Annotated in this window: 24 protein-coding genes and 2 other annotated features; of the genes, 5 read left to right on the top strand and 19 right to left on the bottom strand. The window is 46.0% G+C overall.

Going from position 1 to position 20,802, the window contains the following annotated elements; genetic code table 11:
• Positions 1 to 3: 3 nt before the first annotated feature.
• From ACFSCZ_RS05470 to brnQ, 13 genes are all read right to left on the bottom strand, one after another.
• A complete protein-coding gene (locus tag ACFSCZ_RS05470) occupies positions 4 to 903 on the bottom strand; it encodes a sulfite exporter TauE/SafE family protein (RefSeq protein ID WP_380772785.1) in 900 nt (299 codons plus the stop codon).
• A gap of 44 nt (positions 904 to 947) precedes the next feature.
• Positions 948 to 2,684 (bottom strand): FAD-binding protein, encoded by a 1,737-nt coding sequence (locus ACFSCZ_RS05465; RefSeq protein ID WP_380772784.1) that lies wholly within the window; start codon positions 2,682 to 2,684, stop codon positions 948 to 950.
• A 42-nt stretch (positions 2,685 to 2,726) separates the two neighbouring features.
• A complete protein-coding gene (locus tag ACFSCZ_RS05460) occupies positions 2,727 to 3,077 on the bottom strand; it encodes a hypothetical protein (protein WP_380772783.1) in 351 nt (116 codons plus the stop codon).
• A gap of 39 nt (positions 3,078 to 3,116) precedes the next feature.
• Positions 3,117 to 3,833, bottom strand: coding sequence for a succinate dehydrogenase/fumarate reductase iron-sulfur subunit (locus ACFSCZ_RS05455; RefSeq protein WP_380772782.1), 717 nt, complete (start codon positions 3,831 to 3,833; stop codon positions 3,117 to 3,119).
• 147 nt (positions 3,834 to 3,980) lie between these two features.
• Entirely contained in the window at positions 3,981 to 5,132 is a 1,152-nt protein-coding gene (locus tag ACFSCZ_RS05450; protein WP_380772781.1) for a UxaA family hydrolase, read from the bottom strand.
• Between the two features lie 6 nt (positions 5,133 to 5,138).
• Positions 5,139 to 5,471: a UxaA family hydrolase gene (locus tag ACFSCZ_RS05445; RefSeq protein ID WP_380772780.1), complete on the bottom strand. Its 333-nt coding sequence runs from the start codon at positions 5,469 to 5,471 to the stop codon at positions 5,139 to 5,141.
• A gap of 239 nt (positions 5,472 to 5,710) precedes the next feature.
• Positions 5,711 to 6,049 (bottom strand): YtxH domain-containing protein, encoded by a 339-nt coding sequence (locus ACFSCZ_RS05440; RefSeq protein WP_380772779.1) that lies wholly within the window; start codon positions 6,047 to 6,049, stop codon positions 5,711 to 5,713.
• A 43-nt stretch (positions 6,050 to 6,092) separates the two neighbouring features.
• On the bottom strand, positions 6,093 to 6,887 hold the full coding sequence (trpA, locus tag ACFSCZ_RS05435) for a tryptophan synthase subunit alpha (RefSeq protein ID WP_380772778.1): 795 nt from the start codon (positions 6,885 to 6,887) through the stop codon (positions 6,093 to 6,095).
• Positions 6,880 to 8,085 carry a tryptophan synthase subunit beta gene (gene trpB / locus ACFSCZ_RS05430; RefSeq protein ID WP_380772777.1) on the bottom strand — a complete coding sequence of 402 codons (1,206 nt, stop codon included), beginning with the start codon at positions 8,083 to 8,085 and terminating at the stop codon, positions 6,880 to 6,882. Before trpB ends, trpA begins: the two co-directional genes overlap by 8 nt.
• Positions 8,086 to 8,101: 16 nt before the next feature.
• On the bottom strand, positions 8,102 to 8,710 hold the full coding sequence (locus ACFSCZ_RS05425) for a phosphoribosylanthranilate isomerase (protein ID WP_380772775.1): 609 nt from the start codon (positions 8,708 to 8,710) through the stop codon (positions 8,102 to 8,104).
• The gene (gene trpC / locus ACFSCZ_RS05420) at positions 8,711 to 9,499 is read right to left on the bottom strand and encodes an indole-3-glycerol phosphate synthase TrpC (RefSeq protein ID WP_380772774.1); all 789 of its coding nucleotides are present in this window, start codon (positions 9,497 to 9,499) and stop codon (positions 8,711 to 8,713) included.
• A gap of 1 nt (position 9,500) precedes the next feature.
• A complete protein-coding gene (trpD, locus tag ACFSCZ_RS05415) occupies positions 9,501 to 10,526 on the bottom strand; it encodes an anthranilate phosphoribosyltransferase (RefSeq protein WP_380772772.1) in 1,026 nt (341 codons plus the stop codon).
• 71 nt (positions 10,527 to 10,597) lie between these two features.
• Positions 10,598 to 10,847 (bottom strand) — a binding site (T-box leader).
• A gap of 39 nt (positions 10,848 to 10,886) precedes the next feature.
• Positions 10,887 to 11,141: a binding site (T-box leader), on the bottom strand.
• A gap of 80 nt (positions 11,142 to 11,221) precedes the next feature.
• On the bottom strand, positions 11,222 to 12,577 hold the full coding sequence (gene brnQ / locus ACFSCZ_RS05410; protein WP_380772771.1) for a branched-chain amino acid transport system II carrier protein: 1,356 nt from the start codon (positions 12,575 to 12,577) through the stop codon (positions 11,222 to 11,224).
• Between the two features lie 197 nt (positions 12,578 to 12,774).
• Between brnQ and ACFSCZ_RS05405 the strand changes: the two genes are divergently transcribed.
• From ACFSCZ_RS05405 to wrbA, 5 genes are all read left to right on the top strand, one after another.
• A complete protein-coding gene (locus tag ACFSCZ_RS05405; protein WP_380772770.1) occupies positions 12,775 to 13,224 on the top strand; it encodes a MarR family winged helix-turn-helix transcriptional regulator in 450 nt (149 codons plus the stop codon).
• Positions 13,221 to 14,174 carry a ring-cleaving dioxygenase gene (locus ACFSCZ_RS05400; protein WP_380772769.1) on the top strand — a complete coding sequence of 318 codons (954 nt, stop codon included), beginning with the start codon at positions 13,221 to 13,223 and terminating at the stop codon, positions 14,172 to 14,174. The genes ACFSCZ_RS05405 and ACFSCZ_RS05400 overlap by 4 nt, the downstream gene beginning before the upstream one ends.
• A complete protein-coding gene (locus tag ACFSCZ_RS05395) occupies positions 14,175 to 14,789 on the top strand; it encodes a flavin reductase family protein (protein ID WP_380772768.1) in 615 nt (204 codons plus the stop codon).
• An 18-nt stretch (positions 14,790 to 14,807) separates the two neighbouring features.
• Positions 14,808 to 15,416 (top strand): alpha/beta hydrolase, encoded by a 609-nt coding sequence (locus tag ACFSCZ_RS05390; protein ID WP_380772766.1) that lies wholly within the window; start codon positions 14,808 to 14,810, stop codon positions 15,414 to 15,416.
• A 596-nt stretch (positions 15,417 to 16,012) separates the two neighbouring features.
• On the top strand, positions 16,013 to 16,624 hold the full coding sequence (gene wrbA, locus ACFSCZ_RS05385) for an NAD(P)H:quinone oxidoreductase (protein WP_380772764.1): 612 nt from the start codon (positions 16,013 to 16,015) through the stop codon (positions 16,622 to 16,624).
• A gap of 148 nt (positions 16,625 to 16,772) precedes the next feature.
• On the opposite strand, the gene ACFSCZ_RS05380 is transcribed toward wrbA, so the two are convergent.
• Genes ACFSCZ_RS05380 through ACFSCZ_RS05355 form a run of 6 tightly spaced genes read right to left on the bottom strand, consistent with a single transcriptional unit; the run spans position 16,773 to position 20,651 of the window.
• Positions 16,773 to 16,994 (bottom strand): hypothetical protein, encoded by a 222-nt coding sequence (locus ACFSCZ_RS05380; protein WP_380772763.1) that lies wholly within the window; start codon positions 16,992 to 16,994, stop codon positions 16,773 to 16,775.
• A gap of 58 nt (positions 16,995 to 17,052) precedes the next feature.
• Positions 17,053 to 17,838, bottom strand: coding sequence for a TatD family hydrolase (locus ACFSCZ_RS05375; protein WP_380772762.1), 786 nt, complete (start codon positions 17,836 to 17,838; stop codon positions 17,053 to 17,055).
• Positions 17,835 to 18,590, bottom strand: coding sequence for an ABC transporter ATP-binding protein (locus ACFSCZ_RS05370; RefSeq protein ID WP_380772760.1), 756 nt, complete (start codon positions 18,588 to 18,590; stop codon positions 17,835 to 17,837). Before ACFSCZ_RS05370 ends, ACFSCZ_RS05375 begins: the two co-directional genes overlap by 4 nt.
• A complete protein-coding gene (locus tag ACFSCZ_RS05365; RefSeq protein ID WP_380772759.1) occupies positions 18,591 to 19,352 on the bottom strand; it encodes an ABC transporter permease in 762 nt (253 codons plus the stop codon).
• The gene (locus ACFSCZ_RS05360; protein ID WP_380772758.1) at positions 19,352 to 19,642 is read right to left on the bottom strand and encodes a thiamine-binding protein; all 291 of its coding nucleotides are present in this window, start codon (positions 19,640 to 19,642) and stop codon (positions 19,352 to 19,354) included. Before ACFSCZ_RS05360 ends, ACFSCZ_RS05365 begins: the two co-directional genes overlap by 1 nt.
• Positions 19,643 to 19,655: 13 nt before the next feature.
• Positions 19,656 to 20,651: an ABC transporter substrate-binding protein gene (locus tag ACFSCZ_RS05355; protein ID WP_380772757.1), complete on the bottom strand. Its 996-nt coding sequence runs from the start codon at positions 20,649 to 20,651 to the stop codon at positions 19,656 to 19,658.
• Positions 20,652 to 20,802 lie beyond the last annotated feature (151 nt).

Raw genomic sequence — 20,802 nt, 5'->3', positions numbered from 1 at the left:
TCTTCATCCTCCCAGCTTAGAACTTTTGTTTGTTATGCCTTCATTGGCTCTTTGGGGTCTTCCCATCATGTATGTCCCTGCCAGTATCATGACAAAGACAACAGTCAGTACAATGAGTGCAAGAGATAACGAGATTTGTAAAGTGTGATATAAATATTCGAATAGCACCTGGATCGTCACACCTATAATTGCAACGGCCATCATCACTTTCAACCATTGATCTTTCATGAAAGAAGCCATTTTCCCTCCAAAATAGACTCCTGCCACCCCTCCCAATATCAAAGGAACAGTAAGATCCAGGCGAAAGTAATTTCCGCCAAACTTTCCGAGAATCGTACCGGAAGCAAGCATCATTCCTACAAGTAATCCTGTCCCAACGGCTTTTTTTACAGGCATCCCAAACATACGAATGAATATGGGCATATACAAAAACCCCGCCGCAACCCCGATTAATCCGCCTACCGCACCTACTCCAATACTTAACAGCACGGATAGCACCAAAGAGTAATTCTCTTCCTGGTCTCCTGACGTTTCTTTCTTGGGCAGCAAAATAGAAATCGTTGCAACAATCGAGAAAAAAGCAAAGATTCCTTTCAACAATTCATCGCTGAGCGTATTGGCAATTTGAGAAAATATTAAACTGCTGAGCAGTGCCGGGGCGCCAAAATATACAATAGCTTTTAATTGCACAAGTTTTTGAGTGTAATAGTAAACCGCACCTGATAATGTGGAAAAAACAGTATAAATCGATGTGGTCATTGCTATTTCCTTCATATTCAAACCTAATGCCAGCCAGGATGTAAACAGGATGAGCAAGCTAGTTACAATCACTCCGCCGCCAACGGAAATCATGCCTGTCAATATACCGGCCAACAGACCAATGGCGAGTGATATCAACCACAATTCGGTACACCTCTTCCCAAAACTGCAAACAACATTTCCCCCGTTTATTTAACAGGGATTTCTACTTTTTTACTGCTGATGTCTGCAATCTTTACTCTGCTCTGAACGACATCGTTCATCCGTATCGATGGAAGACCATATTCATCCCTTCTGACAAATATGTTCTTTAGCCAATGTTCATTATCTGTTTCGGAATAGTCATCCCTGTAATGCGAACCCCTGCTTTCTTTTCTCGTCAATGCACTGATGGTCACCATTTTGGCTACTTGGAGCAGGTTCCGGACGTTTAAGGCCTCGGCCCAATTCAAATTAAATGCTCGATCTCCTTTTACAGACACACGCTGGCTCCGTTCTTCCAACTCCTGCAGTTTCTCTAAAGCTTCTTCCATATCGCCCTGGTTCCTTACCAAACCCACTTTTTCCCACATCAGATTCTTTAATTCTTTTGTTAAATAGAAGGGGTTTTCCCCATCCGTATGGTCAAAAAAGGAAGTGGCTTCGTTGATCAGCCGGTTGATTTGCTGATCAGACACTTGAGGAGCTTTCTGTTTGCCGGCGGCGTAGGCTGCAGCTGCATCTCCTGCACGCGCTCCGAACACGGTTGAATCTGCCACACCGTTGCCCCCCAAGCGATTGGCACCATGAACACCTCCGGCATCCTCTCCGGCGACAAACAATCCCGGGATCTCACTTTCACAATTGATTGAAACTTTTACCCCGCCCATTTGAAAGTGGGCCGCCGGTGAAACCTCCACCGGTTCAATACTTAAATCCCGTCCCACGTCTTTACAGCGATCCACCATCCCCGGGAACATGCGAAGCACATGTTCACGTCCCAAATGGGAAACATCTATATAGATGCCGCCAAGCTTTGTGCCGCGGCCTGCCATAATTTCCTGGTAGGCAGCTCTGGACACACGGTCACGGGTAGAGCGCTCCATTCTTTCAGGGTCATACCTTTTCATAAAACGCTCGCCTTCCGTATTAATCAAGTAGCCTCCAGCCCCGCGGAGACCTTCTTCGAGCACGCCCCCATTTAATCGCGAATTCTCCGCAAGCAGGCCAGTCGGGTGAAACTGAACCATTTCCATATCCATAAATTCAGTTCCTGCCCGGTAGCACATTGCCATTCCGTCCCCTGTTTTCTCCAGGCTTGGCGTAGCTATTTTATACATGGTTGCGGCTCCACCAGTTCCCACAATGACCGCCTTGGCGTGAACTGCAATAAATTTGCCTTCACGAACATGAAGCATCAAACAGCCTGCGATATGACCGGATTCTTCATCAATCAATAAATCGATGCCTCGTGTTTCATCCCAAATCGTTATGTTTGGCTTGGCAAACAGTTGGTCATGAAGTCGAGAAATGATTTCAATTCCCGTCAAATCTCCCCTATGCACCGTACGGTCAAATGACTGCCCGGCAAATGCCTTCTGGTGAATCGTTCCATCCGGATTTCTATCAAAGAAACATCCCATTTTTGTTTCGAGTTCACGGATCCGTTTGGGCGCGTCATTGACAAGAACCCATGCCATTTCCTGATTGTTGATCAACCCTCCGCCCTGTATGGTATCCATAAAATGCTTTTCAATGGAATCGTTCGGGTTTAATACGACATTATAGCCGCCCTGGACCATCCGGGTGCAGCCGCTTTTTCCAACCAGGCCTTTGGCTGCTACTATAATGCTCAGATTCGGATCTGCTGCTGCTGCGTGATGCGCTGCAAACAATCCGGCACCGCCGCTTCCAATAATTAAAATATCTGTATGTACTATTTCCATTGTGGATCACCCTGTTTTTAGTAATTTGAAAGTTCCGCCCAGTTAAAATAAGATAATATATAGAAAAACTGCACAAATGACAGATGCCAAAATCGTCAAGACCGTAAAGACATCCCGATTATCTTTTACAATCCCCAGATCAATGAGTATGACCCTCAATCCATACAACGCATGGAATGTAACAGAAAATACCAGGAGCAAATTTGTCAATGGATGAGAATGGATCGCTGCTAAAAAAGAATTATAGGAAATTTTCCCGGCCAGTGCGAAACCTGAAAATAATTGCAAGGGGATTAAAACAACCAATAAAAGAGCGGTAATCCTTTGAATCAGCCAAGCGATGTAGCCAACATGAGGAATTTGCTTAATTTTCACTTCTGGGTATTGTTCCATATCAACGTACTCCTTTTTCTAAAAATCGGAATATCGATATTACTTCCATTTCAATCCAACACTTTTACGGATTTTCTTACTCTTCAGCTTTTGAATGGTTTCCATCGGGTTAATGCCTTTCGGGCAGACTTCCGTACAGGCTCCAAAGGAATGGCACTCAAAGGCACCGTCCTGCCCCGTTACAAGCGTCAAACGTTCATCTCTTACACCATCCCGTTCATCCGCTACCAAATTGTATGCTCTGGCAAGGGCAGCAGGCCCGATAAATTCGCCATTGCGCATTTTCACCGCATCACAAGATTGGAAGCATAACCCGCAAGTAATGCAGTCAGAGTTTTCATCAATGATCTCCCTCCGACCTGAATCCGGAGGTATGACTGCAAATTCATCCGTGTCTTCTTTTGGAACAAAATAAGGCTTAACCCTTTGTAAATTATTGAAAAATGGCTTCATATCTACTGCCAAGTCCTTGACAATCGGATAATTCCGCATAGGTGAAACTGTGATTTCATCACCAAGGTTAGCAATTTTCGTTCTGCACGCCAATCTTCCGCGTCCATTTATCATCATTCCGCAAGACCCGCACATGCCAAGCCTGCACGCACATCTAAATGAAACCGTCGGATCCTGGTCTTCTACAATAAGAAACAGGGTATCCAGCACAGTCATATTTTCTTTTTCTTCGATTTCGAATGAGTCGATACGCGGATCTTCATTGGATTCCGGCTCGTACCGAAAAACGTTCACTTTCACCATGAAATCATGTCACCACCAAAATAAGGTATATGAACTTTAGGTTTGTAAATAGAAAGGGCCCCGACTTTTGGCCAAATAGAGTATTCACTTCCAAAAGTTGAGGCCCTCCTGTCTGATTGGAATGATCATAACAACAATAGGAGTCTCTTATGCACTTCGATACAGTCTTGTCAGCACAAACTCTTTGTGTCCCAGGACTTCTGCACATGTCATTCGGCCATTGACAGTCCGGAACAGGCATTCCATCAGGTCATCCCCTGCTTCGGACAAGTTTATTTCCCGGGACAACAGCCCTGACACATCCACATCAATGTGTTCAGACATGGTCTCTGCTGTAATTTGGTTGGCAGTCAATTTAATTACAGGGACAATCGGATTGCCGATCACATTTCCTTGTCCGGTCGGGAAGAAATGTACGACTGCTCCACCCGCTCCCATGAGAGTGATACACTCAGCGGCTGCAGAAGAAGTGTCCATGAAATATAGACCAGGACCATTTGTCGGCGCTTCGGCCATTTCAAGGGCTCCGATAATTTCTTTGGATCCTGTTTTGGCAATATTTCCAAGTGCCTTTTCTTCAATGGTTGACAGCCCCCCGGCAATATTTCCCTGGGTCGGCTGGGAGCCTAACAAATCTGCGCCTGTTCCCTCAATTTCGTCCACGTAATTTTGGTAAATGGTTTCAAAACGCGCGCGCACTTCCGGATTGGCTGCACGGGCAGAAATGAGATGTTCTCCGCCGGTCAATTCCGGAGTTTCTCCAAAGAAGACCGTTGCACCCGCATCCACCAGACGGTCAACTGCTTCGGAAACCGTTGGACAGGAACCCAGTCCTGTTGTAGTGTCTGACTCACCGCATTTAATACTTACCGTTAAATCACTCAGCTCAATCGGCTCTCTTTGAAGTTCTGATGCCCAGTGCACATATTCCTTGGCTTTCCATGAGGCAGCTCGAATGGTTTCAAAATCTCCATTTCTCTCGATAGAGAAATAAGACACCGGTTTTCCTGTTTCAGCGATTCCGTCTGCAATACGCTTTGACCAATTCTCTTCAATTCCAATGACAACTACCGCTGCAACGTTTGGATTGGAACCGGTACCAATCATTGTTTTAAAGAAAAGATCCAAATCCGGTCCGTATTGAAGCCTTCCATAAGCATGGGGCAATGCCAAGGTACCTTGAACATTGTTTGCAACCGATTCGGCTGCTGCATTTGAAATATCGTCTACGGGTAAAATCACCACATAATTTCTGACACCGACTTTTCCATTTTCTCTGCGATATCCATATAACTGCATCCTCAATTACCACCTTTGAGTTTTAATATTGTGGGTATGTACGTAATCACCCAGCTCCCATGGCTGTGTAGTTACTCCAATTTCAATTCCGTATTTTAATACAGGTGTCCCCGTTTCCATTGCTTTAAGCGCAATTTTATGCCCCAATGGAATATCACTCTTTGAAACAAGTTCCACTGTGGTTTCATCATCCATATAAACACCGATAACCTTTGCACCTGCTTTAATATTGCTTGTTGCCACACCTACATGATCGCCTTGATTGTGAATGAGAAAATCGTGTTTTACTGCAGCTTTTTTTTCCCCAATCGCTACAGCTGCCGAACTGGTATTGCTCATCTTACAAGCCTCCCCACTTGTCTTTTTAAGTGTAGAGTCATCCAAGGAGCAGTGACCCTACCACTTGAATATTATTCAACCATTTTCCGAAAAGAGTGTCAACACGTTATCTTTATATTTTTCTGAATTTAGTTATTAGTTTGTATTATGGTAATAATTCGTTTTCCTTATAGACCCTGTTATAATAATAAAAAGCCAGCCGACCGCAGTGTCTGCGGCCTGGCTGGCCTGGAGCATTTTTAATGTTGTTGCTGAACTTCCTCATTGTAATACTTTACGCCGTATTGGGCGCCTTCGTCTACCATCTTTGTGTCTTCAATATCGTAGGGCTCCGGGCGTCCGGCTTTGATCACCAGGTCCTGCTCGTTCTCACTCGTTTTTCCCATAAGATTCGCAGCCTTTTCCTTTACTTTTGCAATGAGGTTAGCATTGTCATGGCTTACGCTTCCCATGAGATCCGCTGCCTTATCTTTAGCTTTCCCAACCATTTCCATTGCCTTGTCACGGTTTTCTTTTGAAGACAGGAATGCTCCGGCAACACCAAGGCCCAAGAGCACATAAGGATTCATTTTAGCCATCGAGATCGCCTCCTTGGCCTCTTTTTACCCGCTTTTCAAAAATTTAAGCCTGCTTGACCAAAGATATTTTTGAAGCTTTGATTAATTCCTTAACTTCTTCGGTGTTTCCTTCAGCCAAAGACTGGACAATTTTACTGCCGACGATGACCCCGTCGCAATGCCCGCCCAATTCTTTCACATGCTGCGGAGTTGACACACCGAAACCCGCCAATACAGGAGTATCCGAAATGGATTTCAACGTTTGTAAATATCCAGTGACTTCCTCTGCATATTCCGTTCTGGCACCCGTTGTTCCTTTGACAGTCACCGCATATAGAAACCCTTCCGTCCGCTTCGCAATTTCTTTCAAACGTTTACGCGGACTTGTCGGTGCTGCAAGACGAATCAAGGCAAGGTCATGCCTGGAAAGAGCCGGGACTGCCAGATCTTCTTCTTCCAATGGCAAATCCGGAATAATCACACCATCCACTCCTGCCGCTTCACAATCTGCGGCGAACTGCCCAGCCCCATAGGCATGGATCAAGTTGAAGTACGTCATAAATACAATGGGAATGGAACGCTTGCCCTGTGTTTTTTTCAATACATCCAATACGCCTGCCATTGTTGTTCCGTTGGCCAACGCACGAATGCCTGCTTCCTGGATTGTCGGTCCATCTGCAACCGGGTCGGAAAATGGTATCCCCAATTCAATGACGGTGGCCCCATGTTCTTCTAAAAATGCAATTTGATCCGGGAGCTGCTCCAGCCCCCCGTCCCCTGCCATAATATATGGAACAAATACTTTGTCCCCCTGCTCCAATACATTTTGAATCGCCTGATCGATCCGCTTTTTACCCATTTTGTCCGCCTCCTAACGCTGCTCTTACAGTTTCCACATCTTTGTCGCCTCTTCCAGACAAGCAAATGACCAATGTTTCCCCGGGTTTCATCTCTTTTGCCAGCTTTATTGCATAGGCTACTGCATGAGAACTTTCCAGCGCTGGAATAATACCTTCTGTTTTGGATAAAAACTGGAAGGCTTCCAGTGCCTCTTCGTCTGTGACAGATGTGTATGTGACGCGGCCTGAATCTTTTAAATAGGCATGTTCGGGACCGACGCCGGGATAATCCAATCCGGCTGAAATGGAATGGGCTTCCTTGATTTGTCCCGCATCATCCTGCAGCAAATAGGTCATCGTTCCGTGCAGCACTCCGGCTTTTCCGTCCGTCAGTGTGGCCGAGTGCTTTCCGGTTTCAATACCGGAGCCTGCGGCTTCCACCCCGTAGATACTTACCCCGTGGTCCTCCACGAACGGATAAAACATGCCCATGGCATTGCTTCCTCCACCGACACAAGCCACCACGGCATCCGGCAGTCTTCCTTCCTGCTGAATCATCTGCTCCTTCGTCTCTTTTCCAATGACACTTTGGAAATCACGGACAATTTGAGGAAACGGATGCGGTCCCACAACCGATCCTAAAATATAATGGGTGTCTTCTACATGTGCGACCCAATAGCGAAGCGCTTCGTTCACGGCATCTTTCAGGGTGCCGCTTCCCTGGGACACACTTCTTACTTCTGCTCCGAGCAGCTCCATTCGGAACACATTCAATTGCTGGCGCCGAATGTCCTCCTCTCCCATAAAGACGATGCATTCCAGACCCAGCAAAGCACAAACCGTAGCCGTTGCCACACCATGCTGGCCGGCACCTGTTTCAGCGACCACCTTCTGTTTGCCCATTCGCTGTGTCAGCAATGCCTGGCCGATGGTATTGTTGATTTTATGGGCGCCTGTATGGTTTAAATCCTCACGTTTCAAATAAATTTTTGCTCCGCCCAATTGTTCCGTCAGATTTTCTGCAAAATATAACGGGGTTTCCCTGCCGATATATTGTTTTAAATAATAGCCCATTTGTTTTTCAAATTCGGGATCTTCCATCGCCTCATGATAGGCTTCTTCCAATTCCAATACTGCCGTCATGAGTGTTTCTGGGACGAAACGTCCCCCAAATTGTCCATATCTGCCTTTTTGATCAGGTAACACATTCGCTGCCATCGCCTTTTCTCTCCTTTTAATCAATTGATTTTGCTGTTTGGATAAAATCAATGATTTTTTTCGTGTCTTTTTTTCCGTTCGTTTCTACCCCGCTTGATACATCAACAGCTGCGGGCTTCACCTGTTTGCAGGCATCTTTCACATTGTTTTGATTCAACCCTCCGGCAAGTATCAGCTTTTCCCGCTGCAGGTTTTCCCCCTGCAGCAGGCTCCAGTCAAAAGTGTTTCCGCTTCCTCCGCGGTATTTCATTCCGGGACTGTCTACAAGATAGTAGTCACAATCATAGGCAGCAAGTCTCAGTACGTCTCCTTTTTCACGGATCGTAAACGCCTTGATCACGGGATAGGAAAGTTGTTTACACAGTGCCGGAGACTCATCTCCGTGAAGTTGAACAACATCCAACCCGACAGTGCGGGCGATGTGCTCTATGGTTTCGACCGTCTCGTTGACGAACACCCCGACTGCCGAAACACGGGCAGGCAGTTGATCGACGATGGCCTTCGCTGCTTCAGGATCTATTCTTCTTGAGCTCTCAGCAAATACAAATCCGAGCATATCCACTCCTGATTTACAGGCCGTATCAGCTGCTTCCTGCGTCGTTATGCCGCATACTTTTACCTTCATTCAGCGCACCGCCCGCCCCAGCGGAATGCGTATCTCTCTCATGGTCGCCTTAATATCGTCTGCACGCATCAATGTTTCCCCGACAAGGATCGCTTTTGCTCCGGCAGCTTCTGCCTGCAGCACATCTTTCCTCGTGCGGATTCCGCTTTCGCTGACAAGCGCAATCCGTTCATCTTTGATCAAGGCAGCCACCCGTTCTGTAACAGACAAATCAACTTCAAAAGTTTTTAAATCACGATTATTGATTCCGATCATATCTGCACCGATCTTTAAAGCTGTTTCTGCCTCTTGTTCATTATGAACTTCAAATAATACGCCCACTTCCAACGACTTTGCATAATCATACAGATCTTTAAGCTGTTCTTCTTTTAATGCTGCTGCAATCAGTAAAATAATACTGGCTCCGTGATCGACGGCGGTGTCAATCTGGACTCGGTCAATCATAAAATCCTTGCACAGGAGCGGAATTTCCGGAAGTGCTGCTGCTACTGCGGACAAGTCCGCCATGGATCCGTTGAAAAACTGGCGGTCCGTTAAAACCGAAATCGCCGCGGCACCGGCTTTTTTATATTGCATTGCCTGGGCTATGGGGTCCACTGTCTGGTTGATGTCCCCTTTAGAGGGCGAAGCTCTTTTCACCTCTGCAATTACACTTATTGTATCGGATCCTTGAATTTGATCGTATAAAGATTTTCTTTTTTGCTTCGGCTGCTGTTTATAAGCATAAATGGCTTTCAGCTCGTTTACTTCTTTTTCTTTCTGTGCAATGATTCGATCCAATATGGTCATCTCATACCACTCCTCTGCTGATACGTTCACTTCGTTTGATTAAGTATTCCAATTTGCTTAGAGCTGCTCCGGAATCAATACTTTTCTTTGCCAATTGAATTCCTTCCCGGATCGTCTCTGTTCTCCCGCTTGCAAATATGCCTACACCCGCATTCAGTAAAACCGTATCGCGGAAAGGGCCATCATCCCCGCGCAAAATGCTCATCATGATCGCCGCATTTCTTTCTGCGTCTCCTCCGATAATCTCTTCCAGTGAATAAGATGGAAGACCGGCTTCTTCCGGAGTCAGGGTGACAGATTGCAGTTTTCCTTGATCTAAAATAACCATGTGATTTTCACCCGAAAGTGACAATTCATCCAGATGCCCGGCGCCATTGACAATGACTGCCCGCTTTCTTCCGAGCCGTTCCAGCACTTCTCCCATCAGCTGCAATTTATCACGGCGGTAAATTCCCATCAGCTGCGTTTCCAATTCAATCGGATTGGTCAATGGACCAATCAGATTGAATATCGTCGGTACACGCAAATCTTTTCTTACTTTCATCACTTGCTTCATGCCCGGATGGACGTATGGAGCAAATAAAAAGGCGATATGGTTTTCTTCCAGCAGTTCTTCCGTCTCTTCGGGAGAGAAATCCAGCGATACACCCAAATATTCCAATACATCTGCACTTCCTGTCTGGCTGGATACACTTCGGTTTCCGTGTTTTGCCACCTTGATTCCGGCTCCGGCAATGACGAATGCGGATGTTGTACTGATGTTAAAGCTTTTCGATCCGTCTCCGCCTGTTCCGCAGTTATCCATAATACTGCCGGCAACTGATTTGACCGGAACCGATTTTTCCCTGATGGCCTGAACGAGTCCTGCAATTTCGTCCGCTGTCTCTCCTTTTAGCGCCAAAAGTCCCAGCAGCGCCCCAGCTTCACTATCAGAAGCTTTTCCTGTAAAAAGAAGCGCCGCTGCCTCTTTCATCTCATCGATACTTAAATTTTCACCAGCCATCAATTTCTGGAGTTGATCCTTCATGTATATGACCTCCTGTTTATACGATTTTTCCATAAAAAAAGCCCTCTATAAACGCGCAAAAATATGCGTTTATAGAGGGCGGGATTTGCCGCGGTGCCACCTCTAATTGAAGATAATAGAGTAATGATCTTCATCTCTTTCGGGTACAGGATTTTTTTCCGATACCCTATCCCTGTAACGGGGGAAACCGTCTTTCCCTACTTGGTTCGGGAAATCTCTCATAAGCCCATTCCACAAAGCAGTCCGTGCCGGATTCCCACCATCTCCGGCTCTCTGAATTTGTCACCTGCCAAGTGTACTCTTCTTATTCATCGATTTGCTTATTCATTTTTTCTGACAAAACAAAAAGGGTTCCATCATCCAAAGGACGAGGGAACCCGTGGTACCACCTTTATTAGCTGAAATATCAGCCCACTTTGCCGGCAGCAAGCATCAATGCTTATTACCGCTCTCTTGTAACGCAGAGATTTACGTCAACACCTACTGGCTGCCTAAGGCAAGGTTCAGGTTGATGGCTCGGAAGTCCATTCACTGCTCGTGCACACCAGTTTGCACCACCCACTGGCTCTCTTGAGTGCTTCCAAAACAGCTACTACTCTTCGTCACTGCCGAATGATCCGATAAAGTTAATAATTAATTACAAGAATAACTCGTTGTATTTCAGATGTCAATAGAAATATGAAAAAATCGTCTTATCAGCTCTCTGCAGGCCGCTGATTTGCCATTCTCACCAATACGGCTGTGATGACCAAGACAATGAGGGCAGGCAGCAGCCAGCCAAGGCCTTCCGTATATGCCGGCAGATAACGATCATAAAACGAAACGATCGAAGCCAGCCAAGTGGGATAGGTGATCTCAAAAATATCGTAAAATGTTTTGATTCCGTCCACAATACTGATCAGAAACGTCACCGCAATGACCGCTCGATAGACCCATTTGGAATGGTTGAACAACGGAGACAAGAACGCCAGCAGCACTAATACAATGGCCAATGGATACAGGAACATCAATACTGGAATAGAGTAGTTGATGATGTTTGCAAGTCCAAAATTGGCAATCGTAAATGAAATCAAAGTAAAGATCACCGCGTACGTTTTATAGCTGATATTGGGCAGTAAAGTATGAAAATACTCTGCACATGCTGTCACCAGCCCAATGCTTGTTGTCAGGCAGGCCAAGAGTAAAATGATGGCCAGGATCACTGCTCCCAACCCTCCAAAGTAATAGTCAGACGCACTGCTCAGAACGGGTCCTCCTGTTTCAAAGATGCCAAACCTCTCGACACTGATTGCGCCGAGATAAGCAATCCCAACATATATGACACTTAAAAGGACAACTGCAACCAAGCCCGTTTTCAGGGTTGCATTCAGGATTCCTTTTTTCGTGGTGACGCCCATACCCTTAATGGCATGAATAACAATAATACCAAAGGCCAGGGCGGCGATCGCATCCATTGTATTATATCCTTCAGTGAAACCTTTCATAAAGGCTCCGCTGGTATAGGCTTCCTGAGGAGATTGAAAGGATCCCATCGGATTAAACAGCGCAACAATAATCAATACCCCTAATAATATAACAATTCCGGGAGCCAGCATTTTTCCGACACGGTCCACAATTTTGGATGGATTCAAAGAAAGCCAGAGCGTAATCGCAAAGAATAGGAACGAAAAGATGATCAGGCCGATTTGCTGCATGTCTTCACTTACGTAAGGAACGAAACCGATATCATAGGCTACAGTTGCTGTACGCGGGGTAGCAAAGAACGGACCGATCGTCAAATAGAGCAATGCGGTAAAAAACACGGCGTAAACCGGATGGACGCGGCTTGCCAGCTCTTGAAGATTCCGGCTGCCCGAGAATCCCATAGCCAGTACGCCAAGAAATGGAAGGCCGGTCCCCGTGATGAGAAAGCCAAAAACAGCAGGCCAGAGGTTCTCACCCGCATTTTGGCCGAGTGAAGCCGGAAAAATTAAATTTCCCGCACCGAAAAACAAAGCAAATAACATAAAGCCGATGGCCAGGTATGACGAAAAAGGAAGTTTTTCTTTCATAAATCATTCCTCCAAATAAAAGTAGCAATTTGTCGAAAATTGATAAAGAAGACTTTATTATCTTACTCTATTTAGGACTCAGATTCAATTCCAGGAATACTTTACAAGTTTGGATAATTGACAATTCGAGAAATGAAAGGTAAATTATTCTCAATTCAGGATATATGAATTAAAAATATATACCGGAGGTTTTCCTGATGGGGCAGGATTCGTCCTTAAAAGCTTTTGTTATCTTGATGAAAGCTGCTAAGTCGATACAAGAAAGAGTCAAACAGGATATGATTCGCTACGGGTTGAACCATTCGGAATTTGTAGTGTTGGAGGCCCTCTTTCATAAAGGACCCATGACCGTTCGGCAAATTTGCAGCAAGGTACTCATCGCCAGCGGTTCCATAACGTATGTCATTGATAAACTGGAGAAAAAAGGGATGCTCGACCGCAGGCCATGCCCTGATGACCGAAGGGTTGTCCATGTTATTCTGACAGATGCAGGAGAGGAGTTTATGAAAAAGGTCTTTCCTGAACATCAGCGATTCATTAAGCACCTGTTTGGGAATTTATTGGAAGAGGAAAAAGAAAGGCTGATTGGACTTTTGAAAAAAGTTGGACATCAGGCAAGTGAAACAGGAAAGGAGCCAAAATCATGAGCAAAAGCACAGCAGGTATTCACCATATTACAGCCATTGTGGGACAACCGCAGGAAAACGTTGATTTTTATGCAGGAGTTCTGGGGTTGCGACTCATTAAAAAAACAATTAATTTCGACGATCCCGGGACTTACCACCTATACTTTGGAGATGAGGGCGGACATCCCGGTACCATCATTACATTTTTCCCATGGGCCGGAGCTTATCCGGGAAAAACCGGAGACGGCATGGTAGGTGTCACAAGTTATGCAGTGCCGGAAGGTACTCTTCCCTTCTGGAGAGCAAGACTGCAGAAGTTTAAACTCTCTTTTAACGAAAAGGAGCGCTTTGGCGAGAAGGTTCTTACTTTCTCCGATCCCCAGGGCCTTCAGCTGGAATTAGTTGAGCGAAAAGCGGGAGAGCCGAACACATGGACATTTGATGGTATAGGCCCTGATGTGGCGATCAAGGGATTTGCCGGAGCTTCATTAAACTCTTCCAATCCGGCAAGTACTGCTCAGCTGCTGGAAAACATCATGGGGCTGGAAAAAATCGGAGAAGAGAATGGCTTGATCCGTTTCCGCTCTTCAGCTGATATCGGAAATGTTATCGACTTGAAAGCTTCAGCCGGCGGACCGGGTCAAATGGGCGTCGGTACCGTCCACCATATTGCCTGGCGCGCCGTGGACGATGAAGACCAGCTGGACTGGCAGAAATACATTGCAGAACACGGGTACAGCGTTACATCTGTGCGGGACCGCAACTATTTTAACGCCATCTATTTCAGGGAAAGAGGGAATATTTTATTTGAAATTGCAACGGATCCTCCAGGATTTGCGATTGATGAACCCTATGAAGCGATGGGCAAAGAACTGAAACTTCCTCCTCAATATGAAAAGTATCGTGAAAGACTGGAAAGAGAATTGATCCCCATTAAAGTAAGAAAGCTGGATAAGAAGGAGGCAGATTGAGTGATATCCATCGATCCGACCCAAAACAGCGAAAGAGATAATTACAAGCTGATGACCGGCAGCATTATACCGCGGCCGATTGCATTTGTGACAAGCCAGGCAAAGGATGGGACCCTCAATGGCGCCCCATACAGTTATTTTAATATTGTATCTTCCAATCCTCCGCTGATTTCTGTATCTGTCCAGCGGAAGAAAGGTGAACCGAAAGACACAGCCCGCAACATACAGGAACGGAAAGAATTTGTTGTTCATATCGTCGATCAGCAAAATGTACATCCGATTAATGAAACAGCAGCCTCCCTTCCTCCCGATCAAAGTGAGGTAGAGACCGCACAGTTAACCGCAGTGAAAAGCAGCAAGATTTCAGTACCGGGAATTCAGGAAGCCAAAGTCCGCATGGAATGTGTACTTGAACAGCTGATTGAATTGGGCGGTGACGGAATTACCGCCGGTACAGATCTGATCATAGGGAAAATTGTCCAATTCCATATTGATGACCAAGTATACTATGACCACTGCAAAATTGATCCGGACGCATTGGGGGCCGTCTCCCGATTGGCAGGAAACAGTTATGCAAACATCGGAAAAAACTTTGAGATAGAAAGACCCAAATAACCGAAAAAGGAGATCAACATGAAACATATTTTTAAAGAAGGAAACAGCTCTAGCCCAACCTTGCTTCTTTTGCACGGAACAGGAGGAACAGAAAAAGACCTGCTTCCGCTGGCAGAAATTGTTGACAAAGACGCCTCTGTTTTAAGTGTGCGCGGTAATGTTCTCGAAAACGGCATGCCCCGCTTCTTCCGCAGGCTGGCTGAAGGGGTTTTTGATGAGCAGGATTTAATTTTTCGTACACAGGAGCTTTATGAATTTTTAGGGGAGGCCTCAGAAAAATATGGTTTTGACCGCAAACGGGCCGTTGCCATCGGTTATTCCAATGGGGCCAATATTGCTGCAAGCCTATTATTCCATTATAAAGATGCCCTGAGCGGAGCCATATTACATCACCCGATGGTGCCGAGAAGAGGAATAAAGCTTCCGGATCTAAGTGGAACATCCATATTTATTGCAGCGGGAGAAAACGATCCCATGTGCCCTCCGGCTGAATCTTCGGAGCTTCAAGACCTGCTGGAAGGCGCTTCGGCCAATGTGTCCATTCATTGGGAATCAAACGGACACCAATTGACTATGACAGAAGTTCAAGCAGCAGCATCATGGTATAAAAACATTTACCGCTCATGAAGCAAAAGAAGGCCTAAAGAGAGGCCTTTTTTTACATAAAGGGCCCGGTCCGTCTGCCTATTGGGTTTGGATACCGTGGAGATGTTTCATATTTCGTATGTTATCCTCCGATCGTTTGCATCTGTCAAAAGGACTGTTTAGAAATTCAATGTAAGCAAAAAGCGTTTGTGCAATCAGGGGGAGGACAAAGCTTTTGTTAGAAACCCAAGCATCCCCAGCCGATAAAGAACTAAATGGAAAAATGACAGGTTCGTTGCTTATGGCCATTGTATCCATTTTCAGATGTTTCTAATAGGATTTGGGGCGATTCTTAGTACAGCCGGGCTATTACTTGGGATGACAGGCTGAAGAGAAACGAAAAAACGCAGGCAAAAGGGGATGAAATTAGCAGCCGCAGGCATCACTTTCAATTTTATAGGCATTGCCTGTTCATTCAATTAATTTCATATGCAGCGTTAGGACCTCTTGATAACTGAGGGTTTCACTGCTTTTGAAAATGAACAACATGAATGTTTAACAGCCCCTGCATAAAAGTGGGTTGAGTTTATGTAAAAAGGGAAAACATGACGTGTACAACGTTCAAGGAGGAGATTGGTATGCCCAATATTAAACTGGCAGTCATCTATTACAGCTCAACCGGAACAAACTATCAATTGGCCCAATGGGCTGAAGAAGCCGGAAAAGATGCTGGTGCGGAGGTTAAACTGTTAAAGGTGCCTGAACTGGCTCCGCAGGCAGCCATTGAGTCCAACCCGGCATGGAAAGCTCATGTAGAGGCAACGCAAAATGTCCCTGAAGCCACTTCGGACGACCTGGAGTGGGCAGATGCCATCATTTTCAGTGTACCGACACGTTTTGGAAATGTTGCAAGCCAAATGAAGCAGTTCCTTGATACACAGGGAGGACTCTGGGCTCAGGGAAAATTGGCAAACAAAGTCGTCAGCGCCATGTCTTCTGCCCAAAACCCCCATGGCGGACAAGAGGCTACGATCCTTTCCTTGTATACGACCATGTACCATTGGGGTGCGATCGTTGCACCACCTGGTTACACAGACCCTGTTCTCTTTGAAGCTGGCGGGAATCCTTATGGGACAAGTGTTTCTGTTGATCAGGACGGCAATATGATAGAAAACGTGGAAGGTGCAGTCAAACATCAGGCAAAACGTACAATTACCGTAGCAGAGTGGATGAAAAACGGAAGCCGGTAAGGGGATTTGCCGAGTTTGCATATATCGGCAAAACTCAGGACTTCCGTGGATAGTACTGTCTTACGCTTTTGCCGTCGAGGACCTTTAAGAAACTTCAACCATAATCAACCATAAAAAAACTGACCGGCGTACGGTCAGTTTTTTCCATTTATTCATCTTCCAAATCCCGCGGCTGATAGGTAGCGTCCTTGTCGTTTTCATATTTCTCCTGTTTCTCCAATAATTCATTGGAGACATCATCCACAGGCATGACGAGCTGGTCACGCTGTGCCTGCTTCTCTTTATCTCTATAAAAGGCTTCTTCTTTGTTGTTCCGTTCCTTTAGTGCTTTAGCTCTGTCAATCTGATCTTGGGCAGATTTTGATTCCATATTTATCCCTCCACTTCTTTACTGTTCTTTTTCCGTTAAATGGGAGGTTAAAACATGCTCACCTGCCGTTTAAGCGGTAAAATTCCTTTGTATTTGCGTACAAAGTCTGATACACAGCCTCTGGAGGACAACCCTTGATCGAGGAGATCTGGTCCACCGACTGGTGGATCATACGCGGATGGGTCATTTTTCCGGAGAAAATCCCTTCAAACCGCCAGGGCCCATCCGTTTCTACCATCATTTGTTTTAATGGATACCGCTGTACGAGTCCCCGGATTTCCTGCTCATAAAGCACATCAGGCGTGACTGATATAAACCAGCCATTTTCAGCGATGCGCTCAGTGGTTGGGGCATCACCTTTAAACCAATGAAAATGCGCCTTTTTCACTCCATGTTTTTCTAACAAATCACAAGCAGCAGGTGCATCATCATACACAGCATGCAGGACAATGGGCTTATTCCAACGCTTGGCTCCCTTAATAAATTCTTCGAGGAGCTCCATATAGCCCTGGAGTGAAAAGCCAGCCCCCTGCTCCATTCGCATGTAATAAGGCAAGCCGACTTCTCCAACCGCCACCATATCTTCTGCATGATTTTCCATCCATGAAAACAGCTGCGAAATCTCATGGTCTGACGGGAGTTCCTGCTCCGGATGAAATCCGAATGCCGGCCGGACTTGATGGTATGTCTCTGCCAGCTGTAAATTAATCCTGCACGAATCCAAATGATAAGAGACCGATATGACATCTGTACATTGTGCATTCTCCAAACCGGCCATGATCTCCTCTATCTCCGCAGCCTCATACAAATCCAAATGGATATGGGCATCAATGATTGGCTTCACTCTGCTCCCCCTCTGCTTTTTTCCCTGACAATCCAGCTGCCGATTTCCTGTTTCCACTCAAAAAATTCTTTTGAAAAAACGAGCTCTTTTGGCCGGGGCCAATCAAAAGGAAGAGTGAACTCCTTCCTAACGGATGCGGGCTTCGTTGATAAAATAATGATCCGGTCTGATAGAAAAAGCGCTTCTTCAATATTATGGGTGATAAATAAAATCGTCTTTTTGTATTCCATCCAGATAGATTGCAGCCACTGCTGCATATCCTGACGGGTAAAATCATCCAGGGCGGAAAAAGGCTCATCCAGCAATATCAGCGGCTGCGGACTTAACAACGCGCGGATAAAAGCAGCCCGCTGTTTCATCCCGCCCGACAAGGCATCCGGCAGCTCATGTTCATAGCCGGATAGGCCCGCTTTATCAATCATTGCCATCGCACGCTGTTCATCTTTTTGCCCGGTAATCTCCTGACCCAGCAGGACGTTTTGTAAAATGCTTCTCCACGGGAAGAGAGAATGCTGCTGAGGCATGTAGCTGATGTGTCCGCGCTCTCCCGTAATTTCTTTCCCATCCAAAAAAATACCCCCACCGTCAGGTGCAAGCAATCCGCCGATCAAATGGAACAGCGTACTTTTCCCGCTTCCGGAAGGTCCCAGAATTGTAACAAATTCCCCTTCTGCCACATGCAGTTGAATATCTTTGAGCACTTCTTTTCCCGCAAAGCTTTTGGTCAGATGCCTGATTTTCAAATGACTCATCTATTCGACCTTCCTTCTTCTCCATTTGACAAGTGCAGCTTCGGCTGCAGAAATCATCGCAAAAAACAGGAGGCTTAAGATCATAATTATAAAAATAGCTACAAACACCCGCTCTGTCCGAAAAGAGGAGGAAGCCAGCGTCATATATACGCCAACCCCGTTTTTTGCACCAAGCCACTCGGAAATTACAGCTCCCATCACGCTGTATGTAGCAGATATTTTCAATCCCGAAAAAACGGAAGATAAGGCGTACGGCCATTCCAGCTTTGTAAACATCTGAATTTTGGAAGCACCGGCCATTAGCATGTAATGTCTCATGTCAGGCGGCACGTTCCGGAATCCGTCCATGGCAGCAACGGTGACAGGAAAGAAACAGACGAGAGTGATCACGATCAGTTTGGGAAGCAGTCCAAAGCCAAACCAGATAACGAGCAGCGGAGCCAACACGATCGTCGGTACATTTTGCGACAGGATCAGGAGCGGATACACTGATTCCTGCACACCCGGCAGAAGGTGCAGGATGACGGCAGTCAATATCCCGACGGAACAGCCGATGATAAATCCGCCCACAGCCAGCATTGCCGTGGACTGGAGGTGCGGAAGCAGTTCCTGAAATCCCTGTGAGGCTTCCGATGCTATAACGGTCGGTGCCGGAAGAAGCCAGCCTGGAATATCGAGAATGTTCACCGCCACTTCCCATATACATAATAAAAGGAGGAGGACCGCTGCCGGCCTCCATCCTTTTTTTGCGATCCTGTCCATTATCGATATTTCTCCGTTAACTGGTCCATCGTTATTCCATCCGGCTGGTACAGTATTTTTACTTGGGAAATGACATTGGAACTCCCCAGCTCAATCATTCTTTCATTCATTTTCTGAATGACTCCCATCAGGACAGAAAAGTCCCCTTCCATTGTCGTCTCCAGCGGATGCACTTCGTGCCTGACGCCCGACTCTTGAATCACTTTGATTGCTTCATCCACATACGGGATGACATCTTCCCCATTCTTCGACTTTGGGATTATCTGAATGCTTACAAGTGTATCAGCCATGCCGGCTTGCCTCCTATTCGGGTAAAAATTCATTGGTAAAAGCTTGTTTGACGTCAATTTCTTTTTCAAGCAGATCTTTATCGAGCATCCAATCCATATAATTTTGCCATACTTCGGCTTTTTGCTCTCCCCAGCGGGCTGCATCATCCTGATAACGTGGAGCCAGCCATTTTTGGCTTTCTTTTACGAGTTCCGGATCTAAATCTGGTACAGCTTCAATTAAAATATCCGCTGCTTTCTCCGGTTCTTCGATGGCAAATTCATAGCCTTTTGTCACTGCAGCCATAAAAGCCCTGACCGTCTCGGGATTTTCTTCTATCATTTTTTCACTCGTTGAAATCACCGGAGTATAGTAATCCAGCTTGTCCGAATAATCTGTCAGGTAAATCATGTTGAGGTCCTCACCCCGGAGTTCGGCTTCCACTCCGGTCCATGCATAATAAATCCAGGCAAAATCAATATCCCTTTGGACAGCTGTAAAAAAGTCGGTATCCCCCATGTTGACAATATCCACTTTTTCAACATCGGCTCCTTCAGTATCCATCAAAGAAGCAATCACTGCTTTTTCAAGAGGCGCCCCCCAGCCGCCATAAGTTTTACCCTCAAAGTCCTTTGGTGACTCAATATTTTTTTCTGCAGGTGACGCAAATCCGGAAGTATTGTGCTGGATGACCGCTCCGATCGACACGATCGGTACATCCTGAACACGTGCTTCCGTGATGGCCTCCTGATAGCTGACGCCAAATTCAGACTTGCCTGAAGCCACGAGCTGATCAGTACCGGATTCCCCAGGCAGGATAATCTCTACATCCAATCCTTCTTCTTCAAAAAACCCTTGGTTCTGTGCTGCATATAAACCGGTATGGTTTGTATTGGGCGTCCAATCCAGCACAACGGACACTTTTTCCAGACTTTGTTCCTTGTCTTCCGAATCACTTGGAGCTTCTTCCTGCCCGCTGCACCCGGCAAGCACTCCCATCATGATCAAACCAACGATCCATTTTTTCATGTATAAACTCCCCCTTCTAAGCTGAACAAGAATAGCGCAAGGTATGCAGTCAGGGCAGCACTAACCGGAAAATGGAAGACCTCCTGTCAGCCCCTTCAAATCCCTTGCACCCTGCCTGGAGTCAGAGATGTATGAGGCGAAAAAGGCGCCC

This window comes from Siminovitchia sediminis (genome assembly GCF_042680885.1).
Taxonomy (GTDB): Bacteria; Bacillota; Bacilli; order Bacillales; family Bacillaceae_C; genus Siminovitchia; species Siminovitchia sediminis.
Note: the sequence above shows the minus strand (reverse complement) of the source record. Positions and strands in the feature narration are given on the sequence as shown.